General features: G+C 54.6%; 19 protein-coding genes and 2 pseudogenes. 9 read left to right on the top strand and 12 right to left on the bottom strand.

The genetic code is table 11. From position 1 onward, the window contains the following. Positions 1 to 175 precede the first annotated feature (175 nt). Complete coding sequence (locus ABJO75_RS17120) at positions 176 to 964, bottom strand: PRC-barrel domain-containing protein (protein ID WP_348132050.1); 789 nt, start codon at positions 962 to 964, stop codon at positions 176 to 178. A gap of 324 nt (positions 965 to 1288) precedes the next feature. Here ABJO75_RS17120 and ABJO75_RS17125 point away from each other — a divergent pair, with 324 nt between their 5' ends. From ABJO75_RS17125 to ABJO75_RS17135, 3 genes are all read left to right on the top strand, one after another. Further along, positions 1289 to 2017, top strand: coding sequence for a Crp/Fnr family transcriptional regulator (locus ABJO75_RS17125; protein ID WP_348132053.1), 729 nt, complete (start codon positions 1289 to 1291; stop codon positions 2015 to 2017). A 1211-nt stretch (positions 2018 to 3228) separates the two neighbouring features. Beyond that, positions 3229 to 4224: a Hint domain-containing protein gene (locus ABJO75_RS17130; protein WP_348132056.1), complete on the top strand. Its 996-nt coding sequence runs from the start codon at positions 3229 to 3231 to the stop codon at positions 4222 to 4224. Between the two features lie 313 nt (positions 4225 to 4537). Beyond that, complete coding sequence (locus ABJO75_RS17135) at positions 4538 to 4936, top strand: DUF2177 family protein (RefSeq protein WP_348132059.1); 399 nt, start codon at positions 4538 to 4540, stop codon at positions 4934 to 4936. A 380-nt stretch (positions 4937 to 5316) separates the two neighbouring features. Here the strand turns inward: ABJO75_RS17135 and ABJO75_RS17140 are convergent, their stop codons facing one another. Genes ABJO75_RS17140 through ABJO75_RS17150 form a run of 3 tightly spaced genes read right to left on the bottom strand, consistent with a single transcriptional unit; the run spans position 5317 to position 7696 of the window. Further along, complete coding sequence (locus tag ABJO75_RS17140; RefSeq protein WP_348132061.1) at positions 5317 to 6849, bottom strand: cryptochrome/photolyase family protein; 1533 nt, start codon at positions 6847 to 6849, stop codon at positions 5317 to 5319. Beyond that, positions 6843 to 7430 carry a C factor, cell signaling protein gene (locus tag ABJO75_RS17145; protein WP_348132063.1) on the bottom strand — a complete coding sequence of 196 codons (588 nt, stop codon included), beginning with the start codon at positions 7428 to 7430 and terminating at the stop codon, positions 6843 to 6845. Before ABJO75_RS17145 ends, ABJO75_RS17140 begins: the two co-directional genes overlap by 7 nt. Continuing rightward, on the bottom strand, positions 7427 to 7696 hold the full coding sequence (locus ABJO75_RS17150; RefSeq protein ID WP_348132066.1) for a DUF2256 domain-containing protein: 270 nt from the start codon (positions 7694 to 7696) through the stop codon (positions 7427 to 7429). Before ABJO75_RS17150 ends, ABJO75_RS17145 begins: the two co-directional genes overlap by 4 nt. 233 nt (positions 7697 to 7929) lie before the next feature. Here ABJO75_RS17150 and ABJO75_RS17155 point away from each other — a divergent pair, with 233 nt between their 5' ends. After that, positions 7930 to 8178 (top strand): hypothetical protein, encoded by a 249-nt coding sequence (locus ABJO75_RS17155; RefSeq protein WP_348132069.1) that lies wholly within the window; start codon positions 7930 to 7932, stop codon positions 8176 to 8178. A gap of 294 nt (positions 8179 to 8472) precedes the next feature. Then, a pseudogene (locus ABJO75_RS17160) lies at positions 8473 to 8890 on the top strand (CIA30 family protein). Positions 8891 to 9101: 211 nt separating this feature from the next. On the opposite strand, the gene ABJO75_RS17165 reads toward ABJO75_RS17160, so the two are convergent. The 7 genes from ABJO75_RS17165 to ABJO75_RS17195 all read right to left on the bottom strand — a co-directional run bounded on the left by ABJO75_RS17165 (position 9102) and on the right by ABJO75_RS17195 (position 17694). Further along, positions 9102 to 10469, bottom strand: coding sequence for an aminotransferase (locus ABJO75_RS17165; RefSeq protein WP_348132072.1), 1368 nt, complete (start codon positions 10467 to 10469; stop codon positions 9102 to 9104). Then, entirely contained in the window at positions 10459 to 11742 is a 1284-nt protein-coding gene (locus tag ABJO75_RS17170) for an aromatic ring-hydroxylating dioxygenase subunit alpha (RefSeq protein ID WP_348132075.1), read from the bottom strand. The genes ABJO75_RS17165 and ABJO75_RS17170 overlap by 11 nt, the downstream gene beginning before the upstream one ends. Then, entirely contained in the window at positions 11739 to 13808 is a 2070-nt protein-coding gene (locus ABJO75_RS17175; RefSeq protein ID WP_348132078.1) for an FAD-dependent oxidoreductase, read from the bottom strand. The genes ABJO75_RS17170 and ABJO75_RS17175 overlap by 4 nt, the downstream gene beginning before the upstream one ends. A 65-nt stretch (positions 13809 to 13873) precedes the next feature. Further along, positions 13874 to 14932, bottom strand: a complete 1059-nt coding sequence (locus ABJO75_RS17180) for an extracellular solute-binding protein (protein WP_348132081.1) — start codon at positions 14930 to 14932, stop codon at positions 13874 to 13876. 10 nt (positions 14933 to 14942) lie between these two features. Further along, positions 14943 to 16052: an ABC transporter ATP-binding protein gene (locus ABJO75_RS17185; RefSeq protein ID WP_348132084.1), complete on the bottom strand. Its 1110-nt coding sequence runs from the start codon at positions 16050 to 16052 to the stop codon at positions 14943 to 14945. An 8-nt stretch (positions 16053 to 16060) separates the two neighbouring features. Then, a complete protein-coding gene (locus ABJO75_RS17190; protein WP_348132087.1) occupies positions 16061 to 16846 on the bottom strand; it encodes an ABC transporter permease in 786 nt (261 codons plus the stop codon). Then, the gene (locus ABJO75_RS17195) at positions 16843 to 17694 is read right to left on the bottom strand and encodes an ABC transporter permease (RefSeq protein ID WP_348132090.1); all 852 of its coding nucleotides are present in this window, start codon (positions 17692 to 17694) and stop codon (positions 16843 to 16845) included. The genes ABJO75_RS17190 and ABJO75_RS17195 overlap by 4 nt, the downstream gene beginning before the upstream one ends. A 1-nt stretch (position 17695) precedes the next feature. Here ABJO75_RS17195 and ABJO75_RS17200 point away from each other — a divergent pair, with 1 nt between their 5' ends. Then, positions 17696 to 18490 (top strand): TetR family transcriptional regulator C-terminal domain-containing protein, encoded by a 795-nt coding sequence (locus ABJO75_RS17200; RefSeq protein WP_348432504.1) that lies wholly within the window; start codon positions 17696 to 17698, stop codon positions 18488 to 18490. A 59-nt stretch (positions 18491 to 18549) separates the two neighbouring features. On the opposite strand, the pseudogene ABJO75_RS17205 reads toward ABJO75_RS17200, so the two are convergent. Further along, positions 18550 to 18679, bottom strand: a pseudogene (locus ABJO75_RS17205) (IS5/IS1182 family transposase); the annotation flags it as partial. 202 nt (positions 18680 to 18881) lie between these two features. Here ABJO75_RS17205 and ABJO75_RS17210 point away from each other — a divergent pair. The 3 genes from ABJO75_RS17210 (at position 18882) to ABJO75_RS17220 (ending at position 22741) form a co-directional block, all read left to right on the top strand. Then, positions 18882 to 22040, top strand: a complete 3159-nt coding sequence (locus tag ABJO75_RS17210; protein ID WP_348132096.1) for an AAA family ATPase — start codon at positions 18882 to 18884, stop codon at positions 22038 to 22040. A 138-nt stretch (positions 22041 to 22178) separates the two neighbouring features. Then, positions 22179 to 22559: a hypothetical protein gene (locus ABJO75_RS17215; protein WP_348132099.1), complete on the top strand. Its 381-nt coding sequence runs from the start codon at positions 22179 to 22181 to the stop codon at positions 22557 to 22559. 29 nt (positions 22560 to 22588) lie between these two features. Next, positions 22589 to 22741 carry a hypothetical protein gene (locus tag ABJO75_RS17220; protein WP_348132102.1) on the top strand — a complete coding sequence of 51 codons (153 nt, stop codon included), beginning with the start codon at positions 22589 to 22591 and terminating at the stop codon, positions 22739 to 22741. Positions 22742 to 22836 lie beyond the last annotated feature (95 nt).

Raw genomic sequence — 22836 nt, forward strand, 5'->3', positions numbered from 1 at the left:
CCGTCCTGTCGGTTCTGCGGCGGATCTTTGGCACCGCCGCAACACAGAGGGACGCTCCGACAGTCGCTTCCGGTCATTTTTGATGACCCAAATTTGTCCTGATCGGCAGATGGCTCAATCTGAGCAGGTTGTCGTGCGAGGTACGGAGCGATGTGCATATTCGCTCCGTAGCAGCCTACTTCTCGTAGGTCGGTTGCGCCTTGAGCGCCTCCTGTGACGAGTCGATATAGACTTGTACGTCGTCCCCACCGTCCTTGCGCAGGATCGTTAACTCGTCAAACGTAACGGCCACAGGCTTTTCGCCCATGCCGAGAAACCCGCCGACGTCGATGATTGCGCGATCAATGGCACCATTGTCATCCAGAAGAAGCGAGTGGATTTCGCCCACGTCTTCGTTGTCGACCCCATAAACGCGCGCGCCTGTGAGCATTTCGGTGGTCAGCTCAGACCGTTCGGTCTTCGCATAGCCTTCACGCTTCACATCGGGGGCCATGAGCATCGACCGCTCAGGCTTTGCATCCATCTCCGTTTTGTCCATGTTACGTTCAAAAGAGGGTGCTTCCTTGAGTGCCTCACTGGAGGATTTCACGACAAGAAAGATGTCATCGGCGTCGTCGTCTTCACGCATGATGTGGATCTGTTTCATATCCATGGCGACGTCCTTTTCGCCAAGTCCGAGAAATCCACCAACGCCGACGATCACGGCAATAACGTTGCCCTCAGGCGAGATTACCAGTTCGTTGATTTCGCCGATATCATCCCATTCGGTCTGCGCATCCGGAGCCATGTTTGCCATGACATCGACATCCTTCTCGGCGCTGTAAACGCGCATACCGATAAACTCAGAGGCCAACAGATCGTTGCTGGTGACGGAATAGTCCATGAAACCGGTCATATGGTCATCTGCAAGTGCCGATGTTGCCATCGTCAGGCATACGGCGGTTGTGGTCATAAGTGTCTTCATTTTAACAAATTCCTTCATTATGGCGCGACGGCAAGATGCCTGCGAAATGCGCCTGAGGCTCGTCTCCGCACCTCGCGTTCCATCGCCGAGACCGCTTCGGATCACATCTTGAGATCTAACCCCGGTCTGCTCAGTCGAACTAAAGTGCAGGACTCTGGATTAGCCCATAGGAAAAACAACGTTCCATTCTAAGACATAGCTGGCGCCACTTTCCTGCAGGTGCGCCATACATCATTTAAGGTAGGGATCAGAAATGATCCGGTCTAAACTCGTACCGGCACCAACCCGCGTTGGGTTGCACCTGTTCAAAGAAAGAGCGTCACAATGGCCACAAAATGCGAACACTGCCCGTTGCGCCGAAAATCGCTCTTTGCACCGATGTCCTCAGAGGAAGTTGCAGGCATGCAGCGCTTCAAAGTGGGTGAATTGGTCGTGGACGCGGGCACCCCGATCCTGATGGAAGGGTCAAACAGTCCCCAGCTATTCACGGCACTGCATGGGATGGGGTTGCGTTATCGCCATTTGGAGAATGGTGAACGCCAAGTGATCAATTTCGTATTTCCCGGTGACTTTCTCGGCCTGCAGGCCGGCCTGATGGGGGAGATGGGGCATTCTGTCGAGGCTACGACAAAGATGACTCTCTGCGTCTTTAACCGCAGCGAGTTATGGTCATACATCAAGGCCGATCCCGAACGCGGATTTGAACTCGCCTGGCTCGCGGCTGTGGAAGAGCACTTTTTGGGTGACACCCTGACCACAGTTGGTCAACGCAACGCGCTTCAGGCAATTGCTTGGGCATTTGTGCGGATTTACCTACGGATCAATGCATGTGGAAATGGCGGCGACGGGGCTATGAGGTTTCCGTTCAAGCAAAAGGACCTTGCGGATGCGTTGGGCCTGTCACTCGTTCATACCAACAAGACCATAGGTCTCTTGAAGTCACGCCAGTTGATCGGCTGGAGTGGTGAAGAAGTTCTGATCCACGATCTTCCCGGTCTTGCCAAGGTCGGCCTGACCACGGTCGATGTACCCAAAAGGCGCCCAATTATGTGAACTCAAGTGTAAATTTGACTACAGTTCGGTCATATTTTGCATAATGCTGAGTATCCGTGATTGGCCTGTAGTCGGCTTTGATCAGCCCCAGTTGAGCACCCCCACTTCAAAGTTAGTGCATGATCGGTCTTTGGTACCATCGGTAGATGGCCTCTGGCGCGGGTGGGCGTTAGCCCAGTGTACTATGGGGTCGCTTGGTGTTGTAGTGTTTTCTCTAGCTTTCGATAATGATCTGCGGCCTTATGTATCATACATCACCAATGATCTTGGTGCGTTTGATACATAAGGCCGGGATACAATTTAAGGAGAGCTCACTCTCGAAATTACCGCGCAAGCCAACCACGTCCTTTGACAATTTCCGATCTAAGCTTATTGGACATGATTTCAAGTGTTGAGCCTGGGCGCTTTTCATTGATATTTTTGGGGTAATAGCGCCGATCAAATAGATGGGTGCAGAAAATGGAACTTGCCGCGGTACCCATGAAGAACAATCCCCAGCATTATCTCAGATGCCGGACTATGTCACCTTTGCTCCTGTGGTGGCGGTTGAAGATGTAGTAGTCTTGTTGGGTACGAAGCGTTTATGTAACCGAGAGTTTGTCCGAACCACCTATGACGAAATGGGCACCCCATAGTGCGCGGAGTTCTGGCGCGCGTCCATCTCAACATGTCTTTGTCGATCTCGCTAAAACTCTCCCTACCCAATGTCATGCAACGGATTAAAAAGATGGTCGGTTCAGCGCATCCAGTTGAAGTTTCTCGAACTGCGCAAACGCCGATGCTATACGCTCATCACGATTTAAGCGAGCAGAGTTACGCCACGCGCAGGGCTCTCAATAAGTCGGGCTGCACACTACGAACCTCTTGGATATGCTCCTGGCGCGGCGAAGTGGACTCTGGTGACACGGCCGTCAACGTGTCCGCGCCTTGAGACCAGAACGTTTGAGTGATGTATCTTTAGCTGAGCCTGCACGCTGATACATTTTCCGGATCATGTCAGAGCTGTCGGATTGTAGTGCTCTAAAAAGGGGGACTTGTTATGCTCAGCTTTATTTGTCAGATGCCTTTTCTTGGCCAAGTGGCCGATTTTGATACCATTGAAAGCAACAATACTGCTGAAAATCTCGGCACGGTGTTTGGAAGTCAGGACTTTGGCAATATTGGGTCGCCGCCCTTTTCGCAAAGTGCGCAGGTCACTGTGAACGACAACAGTGGCACCGGGAACACCATCTCTCTGGACCACAACCAGCTGGGCGGGCGACGGAACGCCGGACGACATCACCTTCACGCTCGAAGGAGCAACCAATAGCAGCGAAGCTGATTCCACCAGCTGCGTTTACAACGTCACAGTAGAGCAGGCGATTGGCGGGGGCTTGACGTTCCGCGATGGCTATGTTCATGACACTGAAGACGACCACGTGATCGGTGCTGGCTATTTCGACGAAGCGGGCGACCGGATCGATTCCAATGATGCCATCTTTCCGGGAATGGCCAACGATGAAGATTATGGCCGCGCAGGAGCGGGCAATAACACCGTCTCTACCGGAGCTGGCGACGCCGAAACCATCACTGATTTCAGTACCGCGACGGGACAGAACATCGACGATGGCAACCAGGCAAACAACGATTTTGTCGACCTGAGTGACTATTACAACCCGACCAATCTTATCGCTTACAATCTGACGAATGGAACGAGCCACTCCAATCCGTTGGCATGGATGCGTGCCGGTCAGGCTGACGGAATGCTGCAAAGCGCGAACGGCCTGACCATCGAAAATGGCGGTTCGGCCGTGTCAGGGCAAGATCTGACCGGGGACAACACCAATGTAATCTGCTTTGCTGCGGACGCCTGCATCAGCACCGCTTTGGGCGAGGTCGCAGCGGGTAAACTGGAGGTCGGCGAGCTTGTCGAAACGCGCGACTCAGGGTTGCAGGCGATCCGCTGGATCGGCACACGACAGCTGGGCGCGGCTACGCTGGTGGCCAATCTGATCCTACGTCCGATCCGTATCTACAAAGAGGCGCTTGGCGCCGGGCTGCCGTCTGCGGCTTCGCAGGCCGCTCATACCCCTTCCTCGGCCACTTTGACTGCGCCGATGGTAGACGGCTGGTTGTCGGGCAAACTGTGCCATGTTGACATTGTTGCTACGCGCGCTGGGCAGCAGCCCCGCGTTTTGCAAGACGAAATCTGTCAGGAAGCAGCTTGAGCGCCCATTACCATCGTGGAACGGGTGCATGCTGACCATGCGCTGATAGGCGATCCCGGCGGTTTCAATCGGGCCTGCTGCCGCCTTGATTCACGCCGAACCCACCGCTTAAGGTTGAACATCTCGCGCTCCACTTCATAGGCGTTCACATATTCGAAAGCTCAATGCTCGGTATTGTGCACTCGCGGCACTGCGGCGGTGACGCCGGATTGAAGAAAAAATTTACAATAGCTCCATCATTATGCGAGAAATCAAACTGATCCACCAGCGGTCCTGAAGCGTATGCTCTTTAGCAATAGATGGAGAGGTAGAAATGCAGACCGTCGTATTATACCTGATCACAGCAGTCATATTTCTAGCGGTTGATGCGGTCATGTTGAAGACCGTCATGAAGCCGCTGTTTGAAAAGCACATAGGCGGTTGGCTTCTGGACGATATCCGGTTGCTACCGGCGACGGTGTTCTATCTGTTTTATGTTGCCGGGGTATTGTGGTTCGTGTCGTTGCCGGCTCTGCGCGCCGGACTGCCTGTCAATGCCTTGATTGGCGGAGCCATCATCGGAGCGATGGCTTACGGTACATATGAGTTTACGAACTATTCCACGCTGCGTGACTGGTCCCTCCAAATGGTCGCTGTCGATGTGACTTGGGGCGCTGTTCTTACAGCCTTTTCCGCGTGGACCGGAGTGACCCTGACCCGGGCGTTCACCTGAGCGAAGTCTTGCAGGGCGCTCGGCCAAAGATCGCGACATGCCTCATCGCGTATATATCTGTCGCGACAGCATAATCGGAGAATTGCGCTTCTGCCGCCGATGGTGAAAATTCCTGATCGTCGCACCCCGCAGAACGTTGTGCCTCAGCCGCGCAACCGCCTCATTTTCCTGGCAGGCTCAGTAAAACCGCGAGTGCGCAAAACATCCTTATCAAATGCGTCGACATAGGGGCCAGCACGCCTTGAGCCGCAGTTCTGAAATTCCGCCCTTGCACACGATCAGAGGACGAAGCCAACCACGGAAACGGCGGCTCTTGACGAAACCGAGCATAGGTTCGGTGCCCGACGTTAACTGTACGGAGTTCACCCAAAAACAACAAATTAGACAGTCTCACCCGCATCCAATCGAGCCAGCCAATCAGTCGCGTGATCCAGAACCAATTTTCTTTGGTCTGCATCACGCTTGTCCCAACCTCGGTAAATGACGGCCATTCTGCGGTTGTTTTGAAAGCGGCCCCGGTTGCGTTCGATGAAGTGCCAGTAAAGGAGATTGAAAGGGCAAGCACGCTCGCCTGTCTTGGCTTTGACGTCGTAGTGGCAGCCTGCGCAATAATCGGACATCTTGGATATGTAGTTGCCGGATGACACGTAAGGCTTTGATGCGACCAACCCTCCGTCTGCGAACTGACTCATCCCGATGGTGTTGGGCGCTTCGACCCATTCGAACGCATCCGCATAAACCGAAAGATACCATTGGTGCACGGCGCCCGGATCAAGCCCGGCGAGCAACGCGAAATTCCCCGTAATCATAAGTCTTTGAATGTGGTGAGCGTAGGCATGTTCCTGAGTCTGACCCACAACTTCGGAAAGACACCGCATGTGCGTTTCGCCGCCCCAGAAAAGAGTAGGGAGCGGGCGAGTGTGGTCCAGCGCATTTCGAGACGTGTAATCTGGACCTTCCAGAAAATAGATGCCCCGAACATACTCGCGCCAGCCGATAATCTGCCTGATGAAGCCTTCGACTGCGTTGAGAGGGGCGGCCCCCGCATGAAAGGCATCTTCAGCCCGACGGCAGACTTCGATCGGGTTCAGAAGACCAATGTTGAGATATGGCGAGATGACCGCATGCCAAAGCCAGGGTTCTCCTGCAACCATCGCGTCCTGATAGTCACCAAAGTGCGGAAGCGCGTGGGATATGAAGTGATCCAGAACCGCGAGCGCTTGTGATCGGTTCGTTGCGAACTCAAAAGGGTGCAGTTCGCCAAAGTTTTCCGCAAAGCGATACTCGACCAGTTCAAGCACCTCAGCGACAATGGCGTCGGGTTGAAAAACCGGCGGCTTCGGTGGTCGGGTATCGTCCGGCGCTGGCTTGCGGTTCTCGCTGTCATAGTTCCACTTTCCGCCAACCGGTTCGCTTCCCTCCATCAGCAGACCTGTCTTGCGCCGCACCTTCCTATAGAACCACTCCATCCGCAATTCTTTGCGATCCTCTGCCCAGTCGGCGAATTCCTTGGGCGAGGTGATAAAGCGGTCATCCGGCAACTGGCGTACCACGAGAGGCAGATTGTTCAACGCTTCAATCAACCTCCATTCGCCGGGCATGGTAGCAATGACGTCATCGGCGCCAAACTCGGAGGCACGGCGGACAAGTTCACCTGCAATTGAACCGGTGTTCGCCTCGTCATCGAGTTTGGTGTACGCGACAGTCCACCCATCGTCCCTGAGCACCGACGCAAATTGGCGCATCGCAGACAGAACAAGTGCTATCTTTTTGGGATGATGCGGGACGTAAGTTGCTTCCGCCATGACTTCGGCCAGTACGAACACATCCCGCTCTTTTTCAGCCGATTGAATGGCAGAGATATCAATACTCAGTTGGTCGCCAAGCACCAATACAAGACGCGGCTTCACCATGAGATCGGTCTCTCCGCCCAACCGAAAAAGCCACCGGTCTTGGCTGGCGTAAGCCGATCAACAACCGCGATAGGGTTAGGGGCCGCTCTGTTCGGAGCAATCTTTAAGTGCCCAAGATAGACGCTTCTAAACGAAGTCCCCATCGCGCCTCGAAGCAAAGCGACATCAACAGCCTTTTTCAGCTGTCTCGCAATCTCCATCGTTGCCGTGCGCACAATCTTATTGGTCACGGTTTTGGCTGCGCGGTAGCTGTACCAACCTCCAAGGCAGGGTCCTAAGCGGGCGGTGAGAAACGCCGCGTCAAAACGTTCATCCCGCACAATGTTATTTGCATCAATCTCAGCATGTAGTTTCTCACGTCCGGCACCTTCGGAGACGAGAATACCACTGGCAATCATAACGTTATCCAAAGTCTCATTGATCCTATGCATCCGTTCGTTGACTTTCAGGGGATCGGCAATGTCGAAGCTTTCGGCAGAGCGCGAGGGCCTCGTCACCTCCGAAGCATTTGCTGCGAGAGCCGCGCTAATCGCAGTACCAGTGCGTCCGGAGGCCTCTAACGGAAGATCGCGGCGCGTCATTCTGCCCTAACCTTTCGCGACCGACGGCACCGCTCGGAGCAATATCGCACTTCGTCCCAATTTCTTGACCACTTTCGGCGCCATGTGAACGGTCGGCAGCACACTGAGCAGGTCTTGGTCGGCAGTTCGCTTTTGCGCACCTTTCTACCTCTCTTGAGACTTAGATCAATATGCGGATCAGACCCGCAATGAGTTGCGTTCCCTCTTACGGTGCAGAATGAGATATAGATCAAATTCGGCGACAATGCCTGGTTTCTGCCCCCCATGCGTGTGGCTCCTTAGGCCAAGCGGATAGGCGACCTATTTTCGCTGCAAGCGCACGGACCCACAGGCACGCCCAAAAGAGATACCAAGCTGTCGCGACTGGGCTGATCTCCATATGAGACCGCACTTCGTTACGTTCAGATGCTCCCCAATCGACGCTCCACTCTTTCAGCAGAGGCGTTCAAGTTTGATCCATTTCTTGCAGCTGCCCGTAACATTTTCAGGAGGTAAGAAAATGCAAAGCAACGTTGTTAAATCAAGCTGGGACTCGGTTATGGACGTCGAGCAAAACCCGATGAGGACAAGAAGTCTGGTAACCGCACATATGGTCATGCAAATTCTTGCATGGATGTGGAGTGTAATCTTCGCAGTAGCGCTTGGCAGCTACATCGTGTTCGGTGTCTCCGCTATTGCCCATTCGCTGGTGTTGGGCGGTGTATTTGTAACGCTCGTGACCTTCCGCATGAACGAACGCTCCAAGTGAAAGATCGCTCGCCAAGTGTATCCAATTCAGCTTCTCTCGTCGCACTGACGTGCTACCATCATGGCTCACTGACGATGCCTATCTTAACCATGATATTCCTCTGGAACGTCATATCTTGCCGTGAAATTCGAAACTCGCCGAGGAGTTAAACAAATAATGAAACGGTTGACGCGCGCTTTGTCGATTATCGTTCTTGTCTTAAGCTACACAACAGTCGCTTTCGCGGAAGATCTAATGACCGACACATTTGATGGCAAACCCGAGGAAAGATGGCGGTTCTTTGCGGATACGGTGATGGGCGGCGTTTCATCAGGGCAGGTGAGTTTTGCCGAAGAAAATGGATCGGCATATGTCAGCTTGACGGGTCAGGTTAGCACGGAGAACCGCGGGGGCTTCATTCAAATTCGCAAGGAGCTATCTGCCAAACCCACAGACGGCGCCACAGGTGTGCGCCTTGTCGTGCGCGGTAACGGCAAAGTACTTTGTGCACCTTCGCACCAACGGTACCATTCTGCCTTGGCAATATTATCAAGGTGGCTTTGACACAACAAACCAATGGTCGGAGGTGCGCATTCCATTCACAGGCTTCAAAGCATCCGGGAAAGCTCTTCGATCCAAATTGCGGCCAAGTTCTCTGAAATCAATCGGCATTGTTGCATTTGGCCGCGAGCACCAAGCCGATGTCGAAATCCAAGAAATCAGCTTTTACTGAATGTGATCTTGAGCCTCACGCCAATTTAAGCGACCCGCCCCACGGAACACCTCAGGGAACCGAAGCGGCTCCAGATGGAGAACGCACCGGCTGATTTCCGTCTAGAGCAGGGCGCGTTGTGACAACTTTGATCTCCGTGCAACAACGCTCTAGCCGATGCACCCGAAATCCGGAACTTTGCAACGCGATCGGAGGAAAATCAGAATGCTCTTCAAGTAGACAACTCTTCGGTAGCAAGCTTGATACCTTTGTCCATGATGTCGAACATCTGATTTATCTGACTTGCAGAAATCACCAGCGGGGGTGAGAAGACGCACATGTTGATGATTGGCCGTAACACCAGACCCAATTCTTGGCAGTGATGGTCAATGCGGGCACCGATGGCGCGATCAAGATCAAGCGCTCCACCGGTTCCATCGCTGCACTCAACGCAACCCATCAGACCCATGCCTCGCGTGTCGCTTACGATGTCGTTCTTGCGCAGGTCATGCAATCTTTCGAGGAATAGTGGGGCGATCGATTTCACATGCTCCAATAGACCATCTCGTTCCATAATTTCGATATTCTTCAAGGCGGCAGCCGCAGCAACTGGATGCCCTGAATAGGTGTACCCATTGGAAAAAGTGGCCCCCTGAGAGTCGGCACCAGCAACACTGTCGATCAGGCCGTCAGAGATGATGCAGGCCCCCATCGGGACATACCCCGAAGTCAGGCCTTTGGCCGTCGTGATGATATCAGGGACGATGCCAAATTCGTCTTCGGATGCAAACCAATGCCCCAAACGACCCCAGCTTGTGACGACTTCATCCGAGATATAGAGGACGTCGTGGGCGCGGCAAACCTCAAGGCACCGCTTATGGTACCCTTGCGGCGGCACGATCACTCCTCCGGAGGCCAAGATGGGTTCGGCGATGAATGCTGCGACTTTGTCCGGGCCTAAAGTGACTATCGCTTGTTCGAGATCCGTGATTTTCTGGTCGAGAAAATCCGCGATGCTTATTCCGTCCGGACGGATCGCTGGGTTCACATTCGGAAGAAAATACGCCAACTCTTGCGCCTGATCGAGCCACCCTTTGTCACGTTCTTTTCCACTGACGCTAGAGGCCAGATAGGTTGAGCCGTGATAGGCCTTTTGCCGAGAGATGATAATTTTCTTTTCTGGCCGACCCATCAGGTTATTGCGAAAATGCACAAACCGAATGGCTGTATCTACGGCGGTAGAACCCCCGGTCGTGAAAAAGACGTGATTGAGATCGCCGGGGGTACGTTTGGCAATTTTATGTGCGAGACGCGCAGGCACAGAGTTCGCGTTGTTGAACGGAGAGAAATAGGCCATTTCCCTGGCCTGCCGCGCCATTGCATCGGCAATTTCCGCGTTGCCGTATCCTACCTGTACACACCACATACCTGCCGCGCCATCGATTAGCCGAATGCCTTTTTCGGTCGTCACGTGGATTCCGTTTGCAGCCTCTGTGAATGTCCGGTGGTTGGTCCCGAGATCGGCCATGCCCTCCCAAGGGTGAAGGAAATTCTGGTTGTCCCATTGCCGTACGGTTTCGAAATCATTTTCACGAGACATTGCTGATCCTGTCAGTTGGTGCACGATACGCCAGATCGGCCTTGGCATCTGGGAGCGGATCGCACGCTAGAGATTTCGCGATCATCGTCTTGTAAAATTCGTAGAAATCATTGATCGCCCATTCCATCTCGGCCAAGGGGCCGGGCACAAAGAAGTGCGAATTTACGCCCGCCTGATTGTGCCGGATGATGCGTTCGTCGTCCTGAGACGTAATGTGCCACAGCCAGGTCAGGTCTTCTTTCGAATAATCCTGACCTTCCTCGGCCTCTTTGCGCACCATCCAGACAACTTGAATGTCGGTTTGTTGAACGTCGCGGGGGATAAACCGGTAGCCGACAACGTGATCAGAGTAGACCAGCAGATAGTTCAGAATGCCAAGTTCGAGATCGGTGGCTCCGCCATCATAGCCCGTCAGCCGCCCCAACAAAGGAGCCAACGCTTCACCCGATTTGCTGCCCGTCTTATAGTCATCAAAGAGCGGGTATCGGCGGTAAAAGACTTCACTCCCTGGTGCGATCGCGCTTTCCCCGGTCAGGTCCAAGATTTGATCTGGAAGCCCCGCCGCGGTGGCGCGTTTGGACATGTCAGGCAGCAGTGCCTCCATCTCTCGCGGCGACTTCAGTGTGTGCGATCTCGAATATTCCTGATGCGCGGGGGCACAGTGATAACATTCCAGATAGTTTTCCAATGCCAGCTTCCAATTGGCAGGCACCGGATAACAGGCGGTGTGTACCATCTTGAGATTTCCCAGATCGAAGGACTCGGTCAAGGGTGCGAGCTGTACAAGCGCCTCGTCTAGTGGCGGCGCATCCGCACCGGGGCAGACCAAGATCAAGCCTTGGAAAACGATAACATGTGCGGATTGCAGCCCCCACTTTTCCGGATCAAACTCAGGTCCCATATCTCGCCCGGCCCTGAGTTTCCCGGATAGTTCGTATGTCCAGGCGTGATAGGGGCAGACAAAGACCCGCGCGTTGCCAGAGCCTTCGGTACAGACGCGTGACCCACGATGCCGACAGACATTGAGGTGCGCGCGCACTTGCCCGGCGCGATCGCGAACAATGATCAGAGATTCGGGGCCATAGTCGAACAGGAAATAGTCACCGGGATCAGGAATTTGACTCTCGTGACCAACCCAGATCCAATTCTGGTTCCAGACCGCGTCAATGTCGTGGTCAAAGATCGCTTTGGACGTATAGAACTCGCGCGGTAATGCGTGACCTTGCTGGTGCTGGTTGATCAGGTCAACGAATTCATCTGGGCGCTGCGTCATTCCAAATCTCCTTCTGCGAGTGTGACAATTTCTCGACGGAACCAGTCGCGTTCGATTTCCGTTTCGGTGCGCTCAAAGTTGCGGGCAGCCATATGTCCGGCATAGACCGCATCGGCAATAAGTGCCGGTCCAGCGGCGTCACCGATCAGCTCCAGTGCTTTTAGCTGTTTGTCTTTCAGCGCGTCGTACAGCTCTGTTTCGCGAAGTCGTTCGGTCACCAGAACAACCGATGTGCACGCGAAAGACTGAATTCGGTCGGTGAACCCGCAGATAATCTGAACTCGATCAGGGCCAATTTGAGCAAGGGAATGATTGCAGATGATCGTGACATCGAGTTCCAGCAAGCGCGCCTGGATGCGGTGCTGTTCAAGCGTCAATACCGTAAAGGATGACACGCGGCTCTCTGGGGTCACAAAGACAACGTTATAGCCGTCCTGAGCCAGTTTTTCGGCAACAACCCCGGCGATATAGGCATGGTCATCGTCGTAGATTACGACCGTTCCCTGCGGCGGCATCTTGCCACTTGTCAGATCGTCAGGGGTCAGAATGATGGACTGCGCATCGATGATCGGAGGTTTTCGCAGGGTGTTCCGACCGATCCCGTCCCGCCGCCAGCGCGATCCGGTGGCGACAAATACATTCGGTATTCCCAGTTCCAGAACCTCGTCCGAACTCAGACGGCTTTGCGAGAAAATCTGAACATTGGCTCTTTGGCGCAGATCATGCAGCCGATGGTCGGCGACACGCATCCAAGCACCCAAACCAGGCAGCCTGCTTTCACGCAAAACGCGCCCACCCAGATCGTCCGATGCTTCGGCCAGAGTGACCTGATAACCGCGCCGGGCAAGTTGCATGGCGCATTCAAGACCCGCAGGCCCAGCACCGATAACAAGCGTTTCATCTTCAGAAGCCTTGGGGGCAATTCTCTCGGGGTGCCAACCGCGCCGCCATTCTTCGCCCATGGTCGGGTTCTGCGTGCAGCGTATCGGCACGCCGGCACTGTCCGCCATGACGCAGATATTGCAGCCGATGCATTCACGGATTTCATCGATCCTGCCCTGTTCAATCTTTTGCGGCAGAAAGGGATCGGCAATTGACGGACGCGCCGCGCCAATCAAATCTACCAGGCCTTTGCGGATCATCGACACCATCATGTCGGGTGACGTCAATCGACCGACGCCGACCACCGGTTTGGACGTTACGGTTTTTACGAAACCGATATAGTCGTTCTGATACCCGTCTTGCGGTTGAAACCGGGTTGTGACGGAGTCGTTGGCCCAACTCGCGACATTCACATCCCACAGGTCAGGCAACTCTGCCAGCAACTCGACCACGGCCCGACCTTCTTCTGCCGCCTGCATCCCGTCTGCGCCCAGCATCTCGTCTACGGCAAACCGGAATGCTACAGCGCAGGTATCACCAATCGCCTCGCGGGTGTCTTCAAGTAGTTCACGCGTCAGGCGCACCCGGTTTTCCAGGCTTCCGCCGTATTCGTCGCTGCGCGTATTCATATGCGGCAACATAAAGTGCTGAGCCAATGTCATTTGGTGCCCGGCATAGACATAGACGATGTCAAACCCTGCATCTCGTGCCCGGATCGCCGCTTCGCGATGCCAGCGGCGCAGATTGCGGATGTCTGATTTGTCCATCGCGCGCGCCTGTTTCGGAAATGCCGAGTCGAGCGACATATCCGAGGGCGCCAGAATAGGAGCCCGGCTGAACAGGTTTTGAGCATGATTGCCATTGTGAACCAGTTCGATGGCGGCGAGGGCCCCTTTTTCGTGAACCGCATCCGTCATCAGCCTCAGCGCTGGAATATCTCGTGCGTCCCATAGACGGTTTTCGGCAAAGGGTGACAGATCCGAGGTCGGATGAATTTCCGTTTCCTGATTGCTGACGACCGCCCAGCCACCTTCCGCCTTAATGGCGCGCATCGCGGCTTCGGCGCGTGGCCGGACGTGGCCCATGCCGTCGCAATGCGGGACTTGAAAAAAACGATTGCGCGCTGTTACCGGACCAATGCGGATTGGATCAAACAGCAAAGAGTATTTGTTCGCCTCGTTCATGAGCACGCTTTTCCCAGAGAATTTGGCCGGGCTTGTTCATCAGGCCCGGCGCTTTGGTTTGTGGATCAGAATCCGGCTTTGATCCGCTCGAACTCTTTCAGCATCTTCGCTTCCAATTGAGGATTGACCGCATCAAAGAACAGGCTGCCCTCAAAGAACGCCTTTGGATCGTCAAAGCCATACTGAGCAATCAAGTCCTGATCAGAAATTGGATAAGCCTCCGCATTGGCGTGCGGATAGCCCCAGCTTTCGATGATGTATTTGCCGCTCGCCGCGTCTGACAGCGCGTTGAGGTGGTCATAGATTTGACCGATGGGGGTGGTCGAGGATTTCAGGTGCACATAACCGCAAACCCAGGTTGCGATGCCCTTGTCGATGTCCCGCATCATTTTCGCGGGCGTCTCGTTCCAGATCAGGTTCAGTTCGGATTGGTTCCATGCCCATCCCATTTCCAGCTCACCGCTGGCCATGGCCTGATCCATTTGCCCGGCGTCTGCCCAGTAGAAACGTACGTTGGGATGCACGGCACGCAGATAGTCCGAAGCTGCCTGAAACTGCTCGTCCGTCAAATTGGTGTAGTTGGCGGCATTGCCCGTGGCCAACGATGCCAGGGCATAGGCACTGGACGCCGCGTCAGGGATAGCGACCTTACCGGCATAGGCTGGATCGGCCAACAGTTGCAGCGAGATCTCATCATCAGAAATCTTGTCTGTGCGATAGATCAGGCCGGTATTTCCCCACTCGAACGGCATCATATAGAGTTGGCCATCGATCATGATGCCATCGACATTCTTGATCTCCGGCATCATCGCGTCCCAGTTGGTCAGCTTGGAGGGATCGAGGGGCTGGATAAGGTCGGCTGCGACCCATTTGCGAACAGCATCCGAACAGGGGTGCGCCAAATCAGCGGTAAACCCTGATTGCAACTTGGTGAACGCTTCTTCCTGACTGCCAAAAAAGGTGTAGGTCGGAGCCGCACCATGCTTCTCCAGATATTCATTGAAAAAGCCCGGGTCTTCGTATCCGGACCAGTCAAAAACAGTCAATTCGGAGCCATCTGCCAGTGCCGCTCCGGTGGTCAGTGCGGTTGAAAGGGCAAGTGCCCCCAGTGTCGAGATTCTCATGGTCTTGTCCCTATTGTTTTTTGGATTGATCTTGGCCCAGATCAATGATCGAGGCAGCTTGAACGCCGAGCCAGACAGGTTCACCCGGACGGTAGTCAACAGTATGAAAGTAGTTCGGCACGGACGCCGCTATCGGCCTGTCGATGCCATCGACCTGCACATGATAGTGAACGTTCTCGCCATAGAATGCGACGTTGCGCACCTTTCCCAACACGGTTCCATCATAACCCCTTGGCTCGCTGGCGGAAATTTCCAACTGCTCGGGCCGGATGCCGATCTCGATGTCACGCCCTGCCTGCACAATATTGGGGTTCTTTTCGATCGTCATTGCACCAAAACAGGGGGTGGATAGCGTCAGATTTCCGCCGTTTTCGGCGCTGACGTTCGCTGGCAGAAAGTTCATTTCGCCAATGAAACTTGCGATTTCTCTGTTGCACGGTTTGGCGTAAAGGGTCGGCGGCGCATCGACTTGCATCAGCTTGCCGTCGAACATCACCCCGATCCGGTCCGACATCGTCATTGCTTCGTATTGGTCGTGGGTGACCATGACGAATGTAATACCCAATTGTTGCTGCAATTGACGCATCTCAAATTGCATCTGCTCGCGCAGTTTCTTGTCCAGCGCGGACAGCGGTTCGTCCAGCAGCAAGACCTTTGGGCGCATCACCAATGCCCGTGCCAACGCCACGCGTTGCCTTTGACCACCGGATAGTTCTGTCGCTCCTCTGGATTGCAGCCCGCCAAGCTCCACCATTTCGAGCGCCTCGCTGACGCGCTTATCGATTTCGGACTTCGGGATGCCGTTATTGCGCAATCCATAGGCGACGTTGTTGCCGACGTTCAGATGTGGAAAAATCGCATAGCTTTGAAAGACCATATTGGTCGGACGCTTGTTGGCCGGTATGCCCGCCATATCCTGCCCGTCGATGATGACCTTCCCTGAGGTCGGTTCCTCAAAGCCAGCGATCATGCGCAGGGCGGTTGTCTTGCCGCATCCTGACGGACCCAACAAAGAAAAGAACTCGCCTTCGCGTAAATCCAATGTGAGATTCGAGACAGCGGTGAACTTACCGAACCGCTTATCGATCCCCTTGAGCTGGATGATATTTGTTTCGGTCACGGCGGGCCTCATATCGTTGATTTCGAGGAGCGGCGGCGGAAGTATTCGGCGACAACCAGCAATGCCACCGAGGCCAGCAGCAACAAGGACCCAAGCGCGAGCGTATTGGGCAGTTTTGCGGGAAAGCGTATCTGGCTCCAGATGTAGACGGGCAGGGTGGGTTGGTTGCCCGACAGAAAGAAGGCGAGCACAAATTCATCAAAGCTGACGGTAAAGGTCACCAACAGGCTTGCCACAATGCCCGGGGCAACGATCGGCAGCGTCACCCTGCGGAAGGTCTCGACAGTGCTCGATCCCAGATCAAAGGCGGCCTCTTCCAGCGAAGCGTCAAAATCATCAAACGCGGATTTCATGATCGACACGGAAAACGGCAGCGCAAGGAAGGTGTGCCCCAAAATGACCGCAGTCAGCGATGGTTTGATCCCGATCGAGATGAACAGAACCAGCATCGATGAAGCAACGATGATGCCCGGAATGACCAGCGGCAACATGACCAACCCTTCGGAGGCTTGCTTACCTTTGAAACTGTATCGAACATAGGCGCGCGCCGCGAACAACCCCATCGAAGTTGCCAAGAGCGCGGTCACGACGCCTACCAACAGACTGTTCATCAGCGCCCGGATCAACGTCTCCTGTCCGCCCAACTGACGGTACCATTCCAACGTCCAGCCTTTGATGGGAAAGGCAACGATGGTTCCGTCGTTGAACGAGAACAGGGGCAGAAACAGTACTGGCAAATACAGGAATACCAGATAGGCAAAGGCATAGATCGCAAGGCCGGACGGTCGTATCATCGGATACGTCTCCCGAGGCCGCTTGCCGACAGGACAAACACGATGGCAACAAATCCGACGGACAGCATCGCCAACAGCGACAGCGTGGCCCCAAGAGGCCAGTTGTTGGCAGCCCCGAATTGAACCTGAATTAGGTTTGCGATCATCTTGCCGTCGGACCCTCCGACCAGTGACGGCGTGACATAGTCGCCGACCGTCGGAATGAAGATGATCATGCAGGCCGCGATGATTCCCGGAACCGTCAAAGGCAGTGTCACGCGCAAGAAGCATTGGACTGCGCCACTACCCAAATCTGTAGCGGCCTCTAAAAGGCTCCGATCGATCTTCTGAAGCGAGACGTAGATCGGCAGGATGGCAAATGGCGCCCAAGCGTGAGCAAGTGTCAACACAACAGCGAATTCGTTATAGAGAAGAAACGTCAGCGGGTCGACAATCACGCCCATGCCAAGCAGCGCAGAATTCAGCACTCCGTTGAAGCCGAGGATCAGCTTCCACGCAAAGACACGGAGCAGATAGCTCGACCAGAAGGGGATAGTGATTAGCAACAGCCAGAGCGTCTTGCGCTTGGCTTTGAGCGCGATGAAATAGGCAATCGGATATGCCAGTGCAACGGTTACCACAGTGACCGCCGCAGCAATCAGGATCGAACGGATCAGCAGGTGACGCACGAGCGGATCGGTCAGGGCCTCGCGGTAATTGGCCAGCGTCAGTGTGCGATCAATTGAAACATAGGTCTGCGTCCAGAGTGAATATGCGAGCAGAATAACCAACGGTGCAGCCACAAGGAAACCGACGTAGAGCGTCGCCGGAGCACTGAGTGCAATTCCTTTTGATGCTTCGCTCTTCATATTGATCGCGGCACTCCTTGTGTGTTGGATGGTAGACTCACCACTAATGGACGATCGTCCATTAAATATTGCGTCGTCTTTCCGCGTGTGTCAATCTTTCTGTGTAGCAGGCCGTTTTCGGCCCAAAAGAGAGGGGGTCAAGTTGGTAAAGTCGGACTCAAGTCTTGAAACTCCCGCTGAAAAACGGACCGCAAAGCGAGACCCGGAAAGCAGCCGCCGCGCCTTGATCCTTGCCACCCTTGATACGATCGCTGAAATTGGCATTACGGATACAACCGTCAGCAAGATCATTCAGCGCGCAGGCCTGTCGCGCGGCATGATCCACTTGCACTTTGGCGGTAAGAACCAGTTACTTGCTGCTGCGGCGCGTTCCTTTGGCGAAAGCTATTTCGAAGTGCTCGATCAATGGGTGCAGGGTGCGGGCGATGATCCCGAGGCGATCATCACGGCGGTGATCAGGGCGGATTTGAGCGAAACACTCATGAACGTTCGATCAACCCGGATCTGGCATGCATTCCGAGGTGCCGCCAATTCGAATGAGGGCATCGCGGCGTACAGTGGTACCCGAGACAAGCGCTTGCACGATATCATAAATACAGCCTTCCGGCAGATCGCTCACGACTCTGGCGAAAGTAAAGAGTCAACTTTGGCGCGTGATGCAACCTTTGGCCTCCTCGTTCTTCTTGAAGGTATGTGGGTGGACTATCTGTCAAACGCCGACGCGTTTTCCCGCGACGTGGCGATTTCAATTGTACGCCGCTTCATCGCGGGACTTTTCCCCGGACGTTTCAGTTAACTCCGGCGCAATCGCTACGTTTAGGCAGGCTCCCAAACGGTTGTTAAGCATATGATTCAACGCAATCCATTACGATCATGGAAAATTATGTCGTTCAGGACTCGTCTATCGTAGACACGCGGGCGGCCATGGCTTTTGGGAACGAAGGCGCGCCATCTGCGCCTTGGTTAGCCAAAACAGATTGCTCATGAATATGATCTCCGTGCGGAGCCGGAATCATGTCAACAAGCTAACATCAATGGGGCGGGAGCCTACCACAGACCTTGACCGCCAGTGGACAGGATCGCATTTCCGGTTAGTCTGTCTACGGCCCGCTCAAGGCACTCGATAACCTGCTGTTTAGAAATTGCGATCGACGTTTTCAACGGAGGATGCAGTTGGAGTACTGGAAGTGATTTCCAAATTCTCCAGTTTCGAACTGGACACCGATCATCAAGAACTGGTGTCGCATGGCCAGCCGGTGGCAATCCCGCCAAAGGCCTTTTCAGTCCTGATCTATCTCATCGAAAACCGAGAGAGGATGGTTTCGAAATCAGAACTTATGGACCAGTTTTGGACGTTGGGAGTGTCCGAAGCGGCCCTGCAGACAACCATAAGCATTGTACGAAAGGCCGTTGGCGAAAAGGGCCGTTCAAACCAAACCATAAGAACCTATCATGGTCGTGGGTTTCGGTTCGTTGCAGACCTGAAGGCGGCGGCCGACGTCGGATCAGACGCGCGAGCCGCGCCGCCGACGCCGAAACGGCGCTTGCAAGAGTTGCGCTGGTTCGCCGTTTTGACGGTAAAGCTGAACGGTGTCGGCGTTGCGCCGAGCGAAGATCCTGGTTCGCCTGAGATTGACCGATTTCTGAAAGAAGCCGAACACCTTGTCAGTGCTGCACGGGGGCATTTGCTTCACATGATGTTTGACGGCTTTTCTGCCTCGTTCGGTGTTGACCCGCACCTTGAAGATGGCACACGGCTTGCTCTGAGTTGCGCCTATCAGATCGTAAACCTGCGTGACGTTCAGGACACATCAAGCATTGGTGCAATGATCTCTATTGGCGTCGATTGCGGCACTGGGACCTATGTAGGGGACGACGTGGATCTGGGGTGGCGGTTGCCAAGTGGTGTAGCGCGAGGATCGGCAGAGCTGGCCGATCGTGCGAACGGTGGCGACATTCTGGTTAGCAAAGCCATAAAGGACCTTCTGCGAGACGAAATTGAAACCGAATCGGCTGGGTCGGGATTTCTCTTGCTGGCACCGCCGGAAGATCGCGCGGGTCTTCCGGCACGACCTCTCAAAAGACCCACGAGGTTTGTCGGGCGTCGGGTCGAGATGTCCTTTTTGAATGCGACCCTTGAGAAGAGCTTCGCCGCAAACTGTCAGGCGACAGTGATTTCTGGTCCAGCGGGCATCGGCAAGTCGCGGCTGGTATCCGAGTTTTTGGCCTGTTTGGATACGGACCGTGTGTCCTGCCATAGATACTACTGTCTGCCCCGGCTCAATGAGACGCCACTTTCGGTGATCCGCGAGATGTGCATTGACCTGATGCAATCCAGCCCCGGCCCAGAGATCAAAGACCCGGTGGATGTGGCTCTGATAAGCGCGCTGCTGGACGGCGCCGCACGTCTTGACCCGATCCTTGAAGGAATGTCGGATCGAAAAAAGCGACAACGCAGCTATGCCTTGCTTTATCAGTTGCTCAAGCGTGTTTTTGGTGATCGACACCGCATTCTGGTATTCGAAGACATCCACTGGATCGACACGACGTCGCGCCGGTTTCTGGAGGTTCTAATCCGCGAGGCGCACGATCTTGACCTGATGATCATTTTGACCACGCGGCCAACCGACAAGCTGTCTCTGGTCGAGAGTGTGTTGCAGCTTGCCCCGTTAGGGCGCGGAGAAAGTCTGGCCTTGCTGCAGGATATTCCGGCGTTGGCGCAAGTCGATTCCGAGAATGTTGAACTATTGGTGCAACGCGCAGCGGGTAATCCGTTCTTTTTGGAAGAGCTGGCGCTTGCGGCCCAAGCCGGCGCGGACCCTGTCCGCGATTTGCCCGACACCGTACAGGCCGTGATCGAAGTGCGGATTGGAGCGCTTGAAAGCTCTATGCGAATGACGATCTATGTGATCTCGGTTGTTGGTCAGACTGCCACGCCTGCCCTGATTACACATCTTCTGGACAAGCCCGAAAGCGAGGTTGAGAATAATCTGGACCGATTGGTCAGCATGGGCTTTTTGCAAGAAACCGGCGAAGGTTTCGTTTTTCGCCACATGCTGTTGCACGATACCGCCTATGCCATGCTGGGCGTTGAAGACCGAAGATCACTGCACCGCAAGATCGCGACATACCTTGAGGCGAACGCAGACGCGGACCCGGTGCGCCCGGAAACCCTTGCCTGGCATTTCCAAGAAGCGGGCGAAAAACAGCAGGCCATAGGCAACTGGACCAAAGCCAGCTACGCCGCGCTGGTTCGCTCTGCCCAACAAGAAGCCTGTGTGTTTTCAAATCACGGTCTTGCATTGCTCGAAGGGCTCGAGAACGCGGCACCCGAACAAGAAATTCGCCTGCAATTGTCATTGGCGCAATCGCTGATGGCGATGAAGGGTTACGGCGCTACAAGTGTCGGTGACGCGTTTCGGCGGGTTCTGGCGTTGAGTAAAAAATCACAAAACTACAAAGCCTTGGCCAGTTCATCCGTAGGCCTTTGGGTCCACACATGGGTACGTGGTCAGTTGGAAGAGGCATTGGGGCACGCCAATAACCTGCTGGGTATGGCGCAGGCATCCGGCAACCCAAGCCTGCTGGTGCAAGGTCATGGCGGCATCGGCGAGGTTTTGACTCACATGGGCAAATATGACGACGCGATAGGCCATTTGAAGAAAGCTATGGCCGTTGTTGGGGATGGCTTTCCCGATACGATCACCGCACAAAACGCCACCGTGACCTGCGCCTCTTATGCGGCTTGGGTGTCAGGGATTCAGGGCCATGTCAACGATATGCAGATGTATCAGACGCAGGCCAGAGAGCTCACAACAGTGTTCGACAACCGCTTTGCCGAGGCGATCCAATTGGCGCTATGCTCGGAAGCATTCATGTTTGTGCGTGACGTGAATTCCTGCCGGGATCTTGCCAATAAAGCCGTGGCTCTAAGTCGCGAACATGACTTTCCATTTTGGCTGGGCACCGGCCTTGTCATGCAGGGATGGGCGCTTGCGAAGGATGGCCAAACAGTTCTTGGCCTGACCAGACTTGAAGAAGGTATTTCCGTGTTTGAGCGTACTGGCGGACGTATACAGATTCCAAATTGGTACGGCCTCAAAGCCGAAACGCTGCTGCAGGCTGATCGGCTAGACGATGCCAGAACCTCTGCGGTCTATGCGCTTTCCTGGGCCAAAAAGACCGGTGATATTTGGTTTATCCCCCGCATTCTTGCGGTTCAAACGCAGATCTTACAGCGCCAGGGCAAAGAAACCGAGGCTGCAAAGCTCATGGTCGAGATCGCAGAAATGGTGGAAAACAACGCCATTGCGGAACCGTTTTATACCGTCACGCCCGCGCGCTGAACCTATCCGAACAACGACCACTCGGGCAGCCCGTCAGAATTTGCTCAGAACTCCCACAGGACTTGCGCGACTGCCCGTGGCACCGTGACCCCTGAGGGGCAGTCAAGGATACGCCCCGCATTTTCGAGGGTGATTATCATGCCAACACTAACGGACTACCAAACATTCCAAGACACAACCCGCCGGGAAGCACTGCGCTTTCGTTTCAACCTGCCCAGTAATTTTGTCGAAGGCACCGCGCGTGCCATTCCCGTTTTGATGTTCCGGGTGGATGCCGAGGACGATTGCACCTGTTGGGTTCATGTGAACGATTCCGCCAACAATCCCACGGCCTCAAATGCTTCGATTGAGCTGCGGGTGACAGGCAGTTCCGGTCACAAAACCATGCACGAACTGCTGCGAGGGACAGGGTTCCGACGTGGTCGGGAAAATCAGATCCTGATCCACAAGACACCCGACGCGACCAGCGGACAATTTTTCGTCTCGGACGTAGTGCTCATGTATCAGGTCGAGATCTGAGAGCCATTGTCACTGACTTGGAACGCGGGATGAATAGTGATGTGGTGTCAATGCGTTACCCCGCATCACTCTTGACTGCTTTCGCCTATGCAGCACCAATCGGTGCCTTTAAAGAATTGGCGATGTCACAAGAGCTTGTAAGCTTAAGCGGCGGCCTGCCAGCTACGCTCAGCATTGTCTGACACCTCTTAAGCGACGAAATTGGAGCGGGTGCCACGAGCACGGTGGACGACCCATTAGCAATTCAATCATGGAAGGACAACATTCAAGGCGGCAA

This window comes from Sedimentitalea sp. (assembly GCF_039973035.1).
Taxonomy (GTDB): domain Bacteria; phylum Pseudomonadota; class Alphaproteobacteria; order Rhodobacterales; family Rhodobacteraceae; genus Sedimentitalea.